The sequence below is a fragment of the Micromonospora sp. NPDC052213 genome (genome assembly GCF_040679695.1).
Classification (GTDB): Bacteria; Actinomycetota; Actinomycetes; order Mycobacteriales; family Micromonosporaceae; genus Micromonospora.
On sequence record NZ_JBFAVI010000219.1, the window covers coordinates 1 to 5,295 of the forward strand.

The 5,295-nt window shown below is 74.3% G+C and carries 3 protein-coding genes and 3 tRNA genes; 3 read left to right on the top strand and 3 right to left on the bottom strand.

Annotated features, from left to right (window positions below; translation table 11 throughout):
• Positions 1-175: 175 nt before the first annotated feature.
• The 3 genes from AB0L34_RS30810 to AB0L34_RS30820 form a co-directional block, all read right to left on the bottom strand.
• Positions 176-3,103, bottom strand: a complete 2,928-nt coding sequence (locus AB0L34_RS30810; protein ID WP_363708822.1) for a M36 family metallopeptidase — start codon at positions 3,101-3,103, stop codon at positions 176-178.
• 293 nt (positions 3,104-3,396) lie between these two features.
• Complete coding sequence (locus tag AB0L34_RS30815) at positions 3,397-3,972, bottom strand: TIGR03086 family metal-binding protein (protein WP_363708824.1); 576 nt, start codon at positions 3,970-3,972, stop codon at positions 3,397-3,399.
• Positions 3,973-4,124: 152 nt separating this feature from the next.
• Positions 4,125-4,727, bottom strand: coding sequence for a TetR/AcrR family transcriptional regulator (locus tag AB0L34_RS30820; RefSeq protein ID WP_350711691.1), 603 nt, complete (start codon positions 4,725-4,727; stop codon positions 4,125-4,127).
• Between the two features lie 270 nt (positions 4,728-4,997).
• Here AB0L34_RS30820 and AB0L34_RS30825 point away from each other — a divergent pair.
• The 3 genes from AB0L34_RS30825 (at position 4,998) to AB0L34_RS30835 (ending at position 5,263) form a co-directional block, all read left to right on the top strand.
• Positions 4,998-5,070: transfer RNA gene (locus AB0L34_RS30825), tRNA-Gly, on the top strand.
• 34 nt (positions 5,071-5,104) lie between these two features.
• Positions 5,105-5,175, top strand: a tRNA-Cys gene (locus AB0L34_RS30830).
• 13 nt (positions 5,176-5,188) lie between these two features.
• Positions 5,189-5,263 (top strand) — tRNA-Val (locus tag AB0L34_RS30835).
• Positions 5,264-5,295 lie beyond the last annotated feature (32 nt).

The following is a 5,295-nucleotide window of genomic DNA, read 5'->3' on the forward strand; positions in this document are numbered from 1 at the left end:
ACGTCGGGCAGGGTGGCGGCGGCGTCGAACCCGCGCGGCGGCGGGTGGGATGGGCCCCCCCGTCGGACAGCGGGCGGCCCGGCCCGGGCCCCGGCGCCCGGCGCGGGGGGGGCCCGGCCGCGCGGGGGGGGGGCGGGGGGGGCCGCCGGGCGCGCCGACCGGCCCCGACGGACGGTCACTTCGAGAACGCCTGGAACTCCGCGATCCGGACCTGCGTACGCGCCGGGCTGGCGGTCGCGCAGTCGGTGGTGGTCGCCGGGTCGTCGTCCTGCTCGCCCGCGTAGTCCGGCCCGCCGGTGCACTGGCTGGCCAGAACCTCCAGCCGCAGGTGCGTGGCCAGCGTGGTCGGCACCGGGAACTCGCGCAGGTTGATGTCCCGCACGTACGCCCGGTAGGCCCCGCCCGGGAACGCGTCCGCCGCGCTGGTGTGGATCCGCTGCCAGTTCGCCGGATCCGCGCAGTCGGTGGTCTTCGCGTTGCACGCCGACACCGCGAACGACCGCAGCGCGCTGAGCGAGTTCTGGCTGCCCGGGTCGGCGTCGCCGGTGATCGACGGGCGCAGCATCGCGCTGACGTTGATCCGCTTCACGACCTGCGGCGCGTCGCCGGGCAGCGCCACGGTGACCTGCTTGCCGGCCACCCCGTCGAGGGAGGCCCAGTTGGTCGCCTCGGTGTCGTCGGCGATCCGGTCCAGGTTGACCCCGTCGCCGGTGATCGTCGCGCCGGAGGCGGTGGACGCCAGGTTGCGGCTCATCCGCAGGTCGACGTACCCCTCCTTGCCGGCCTTGGCGACCACGGTGAGCCGCTGGTGGCCGAAGCCCGGCGCGACGGCGAGCAGTTGGTACGTGCCGGGCACCAGCTCGATCCGGTCCGGCAGCGCCGTCGCCGGGTCGGTGTCGGCCACCGGGACCGCCCGCGCCTCGTACGCCCCGACGTACACCCGGATCGGCGCGTCGGCGCTGTCGCCCTTCGGGCGGAGGGTGAACACGGCGTTGTCGGCGTCGGGGGCGGCGAAGCTCGGCGTCGGGTCGGTGTCGGAGGCGCCGTTGCTGGCGGCGTCCCGGCCCATCCCGGAGCGGGCGAACTCGGCCCAGAGCAGGTCCTGGTTGGCGCCGCCGAAACGGAGCAGGTCGGCGGTGAGCATGTTGTCCCGCATGTCGAGCATGCTGACCTGGCTGGCGGCCTGGAGCAGGAACGAGTCGAAGACGAGCTGCGCCCAGCGCCGGTTGCCCGGGCACTGGTCCACCGCCACCCTGCCCTGCGCGCAGTCGAGCTGGCGCTGCGGGGTGCCGACGCCGTACCGCTTCATCAGCGCGGCACGGACCCGGAAGTTGGTGGCGCTCCAGATCTCGCCGTCGGCGTGCACCGCCGGCCCGCCGGTGTTGTAACCGACGTCGGAGTAGTTCAGCGGGCTGCGGCTGAAGTCGTGGTTGCGGATGCCGCTGACCAGGTTGCCGGTGACGTACCCGCCGGTGACGTAGGGCGTCTCGCCGGGGGCGCGCAGCCCGTGCTCGAAGAGGTACTCGGCGGCCAGCAGGTCGCTCCACGACTCGCCCATCGAACCGCCCTGGTGCCCGCCGATGCCGCTGTCCGGGCCGGCGATCATCCGGTTGGTGATGGCGTGGGTGTACTCGTGCCCGATCACCGTCATGTCGTAGTCGCCGTCGACGCAGGGCGGGTACGGCCCGCCGGCCTGCGGCTGCCACAGGTACATGTTGGTGGTCGGCGGCAGCCCGTCGCGCGGCGTGCCCTGGTTGGCGTTGTTCCGGTTGCCGCTGAGCGCGCCCTGCTGCGCGCGGCCCTGCTCGGCGTCGCCGCCCCGGCCCTGCGGGGTCAGGTTCACCGCCTGGAGGTTCCAGGTGGCCTCGGTGAAGCCGAGGTGCCAGGCCCAGTCGTGCATCCGGTTGTGCATGGCGAAGAGGTTGGCGATCGCGGCGTCGCCGTCGTTGCGCTGTGCCGAGGTGAACACCGCGGGGTTGCAGCGGGCCTGGTGCCACTGGTCGGTGAACGGGTACTCGTAGCGCCGCTCCGGGCTGGGCGTGACCGGCACGGCCGGCGTGCCGCCGCCCCAGGAACGTACGGTGTTGGCGGAGTTGCCGCGCGCGGCGCCGGTCGGCGTGCCGGTGGCCGCGTCGACGTCCCACGGCTGCCCGGTGGCCGGGTCGCGGAACGCCTCCCGGCACTCCGGTGCGGGGTCGCCGCACCAGCGCACCCGGGGGTCCTGCCCGGGGCCGAGGTCGCGCGGCGGGGTGGCCGGGAAGACGGCCCAGCTCGGGTTGTCGGAGTCGAAGTCGACGAGGTCCTCGCGGACCAGCACCTGCCCGGTGATTCCGTCGACGTAGGTGGTGAACGCCTCCGGGTGGTCGTCGTCGGCGCCGATCAGGGTCACCTCGTACGCGGCCCGGGGCCCGTCGAGCGGGGTGGGCACGGCGACGGCCCGCACGCTGTGGCTGCGGACCGCGTCGGCGGCCAGGCCGGCGTCGGCGAGCGCCGCGCCGTACGCCTGCTCGTCGGTGAGGGTGGCGGGCGCCGGCGCGGCGGTGTCCCGGGAGAGCGAGGAGCTGACCGCGAGGACCGTGCCGGCGGCGACCGCGACGGTGACCAGGCCGTCGTGCCCGGCCGGCAGGGCGCCGAAGCGCTGCCGGAGGGTGACCACCGCGCCGTCGCCGATCGGCCGGACCAGCAGCCGGTCCATCGCCTCGACCGCGGCGGCGTCCAGGCCGAAGAGGTCCTGGTTGCCGGTCAGGTACGCGCGGGCGGCCGCCTCCGGGTCGCCGGGGAGGCCGGTGGCGAGCGGGGCGCGGGCGGGGCCGAGCGCGTGCGGGGTGCCGAGCCGGTTCCAGCGGACGTCCGGGTCGGCCTTGCGGGCCAGGCCCCGCTGCCGGGCGTCGGGGGCGGCGGTGCCGGGGCGGTTGTCGACGTCGGCGTGCTCGTGCCCCTCGGCGAACGGGCCGGAGCGTCGTTCGGTGGCGGCGCCGCCGGTGGGGACGGCGGCGGTGGGGCCGGCGGGGAGCAACGCGGCCACCACCGCGGTCGCCGCCAGGACGGGAACGAGCCGGCGTCGACGCCGGCTCATCCAGGGTGTCCACTCCGGTTGTGCCACGGGACCTCCTCGTGGGAGCGGGGGTGGCCGGCCCTCCGCCGGCCGCGCAGTGCGGTCAAGCATGCGCATCTGTGGATATGAGCCCTGGTCGGCGGGGACAAGGGCCACGCCTACTCAAGGCGGCCCCGGCCGCGATGACGGCTTCACGGATCGCGGCTCCACGGATCGCGGAGACCGGCGATGGTCGATTGCTGGAGCGCCACGGGCTCGTCGGCGAGGCACCCCGGCCCGCCGCCAGGAGAGGTGGTCGCCGCGCTGGTGCCGCCCGGGTGACGGTGGGCGCGACGCGGGGGCTACGGCGCCCAGTCGGGGTCGCGGCCGAAAGCGGCGACGAGGCGGTCCTGCTGGTCGGCCTCCGCCGGCACATCGGCCTCCGCCCGGATCAGCCTGTCCCGCTGGTAGTCGCCGATCCGTCGGCCGAACCAGCGGGCGCACTCGGCGACCGCGTCGGCGTCCAGCCGGGGGTCCGCGCCGATCGCCACGGCCAGGTCCCAGCCGTGGATCAGGTGTTCCGCGACGAGCTGGTGCAGGTACTCGTCCGCCGGGGTCTCGCCGGCGGAGAGCGCGACGGTGCGCTCCAGCGCCCCGGGGTGGGTGAAGGCCAGCTCCGCCTGTGCCGCCGCGTCCCGGGCCGCCTCGACCGGATCCGGGCCGAGCACATCGCCGTCGTAGCGGTCGCCGACCTCCTCGATCGTCCGGCCGGCGAGCAGCGGCACGCTCCACCGGTCCTCGCCGACGACGTGGTTGACCAGCGCCCGGACGTCCCAGTCAGGGCAGGGGGTCGGGTCCGACCACTGCCCGGGGCCGACCAGCTCCACCCGGTCGGTGAACTCGGCCAGGCTGCGGCGGTACGTCTCCAGCGGGTCCATGCCGACGATTGTTCCGGGTGGCCTCGGGGGCCGAGCCGTTTTGCCGGCTTCGGGCGGGGATGACCGCATCAGCCGAGCCCGTCCGTTCCGCCGCCCTCCGGTGACGGGCCTGGGTCGAGCTGGTCCGCTCGCCGGCCTCGGGCGGTCGACAGTCAGTCGAGCTGGTCCGGGTCCAGCCCGAGTTCGCGGGCGGTGACCAGGCGGACCCACTCGGCGAGCTGGCGGCGGGAGATCACCCGGTCGTGCACCGCGAGCTGCACCGCCAGGCCGTCCATCACGGCGCTGATCCGCCACGCGGCGCCGGCCGGGTCGGCGCACTCGAAGGTGCCGTCGCGAACACCCTCCGAGATCACCGCCGCGAGGTCCTCCCGCCAGCGGAGGTCGAGCCGACGGGAGACCTTTTCCAGCTCCGGGGTGCGCAGCGACTCCGCCCAGCCGTCGATCCACATGGCCCACGACGTCGCCCGGCCGGCCGGCGTGTAGAGCTTCACGATCCGGCGCAGCTTGGTCAGCGGCGGGGCGCTGGACCGCATCACCGCGTCCAGTCGGGCCAGGTCCTGCTCCACCGCGTACGCGAACGCCTGCGCGAGCAGCCGGTCCTTGGTGGCGAAGTGGTAGAAGACCAGCGCCTGGCTCACCCCGGCCGCCTGCGCCACGTCGGCCGTGCGGGTGTTGGCCAGACCCCGCTCCACGATCACGTCACAGGCCGTGCGCAGCAGGGCATCCAGGCGGATCTCGGCCGCACGTCTCGTCACGCCGTTACCGTAGCGCATCAGCTTGAACACGGGGCGTCACGGATCACGGCCCGTTAGCCCTCCAGAGAGTCGGAATCCGGACACTTCGACCACGCCGCGACTGACCCGCTCTTTCCGCCTCGGACGGGGGAAGTGGCTGTTCAGTCTCCTAGGAAGCTCAGGGGTGGGGTGGCCCGCCACCCCCAGACGCGCCGAGAAGCACCCCGATTTGGCAACCGCTCGCCGGCTCGGCTAAAGTTCTCACCCGTCACCGGTTAACGCCGGAGACACGCGGACGTAGCGCAGCTGGTAGCGCATCACCTTGCCAAGGTGAGGGTCGCGGGTTCGAATCCCGTCGTCCGCTCGGAGATGCCGCCACGCATGACGGGGGCAACCTCGGTGGGGTGGCCGAGAGGCGAGGCAACGGCCTGCAAAGCCGTGTACGCGGGTTCAAATCCCGTCCCCACCTCGGCAACAGACGAGGGCGATTGGCGCAGTGGGAGCGCGCTTCCTTGACACGGAAGAGGTCACTGGTTCAAACCCAGTATCGCCCACCAGAACGAAGGCCCGTCACCATCCGGTGACGGGC

What these genes read in the sequence shown, in the direction of transcription:
- AB0L34_RS30815 (WP_363708824.1), bottom strand. Translation starts at nt 3,972, where the DNA reads ATGGACCCGCTGGAGACGTACCGCCGCAGCCTGGCCGAGTTCACCGAC.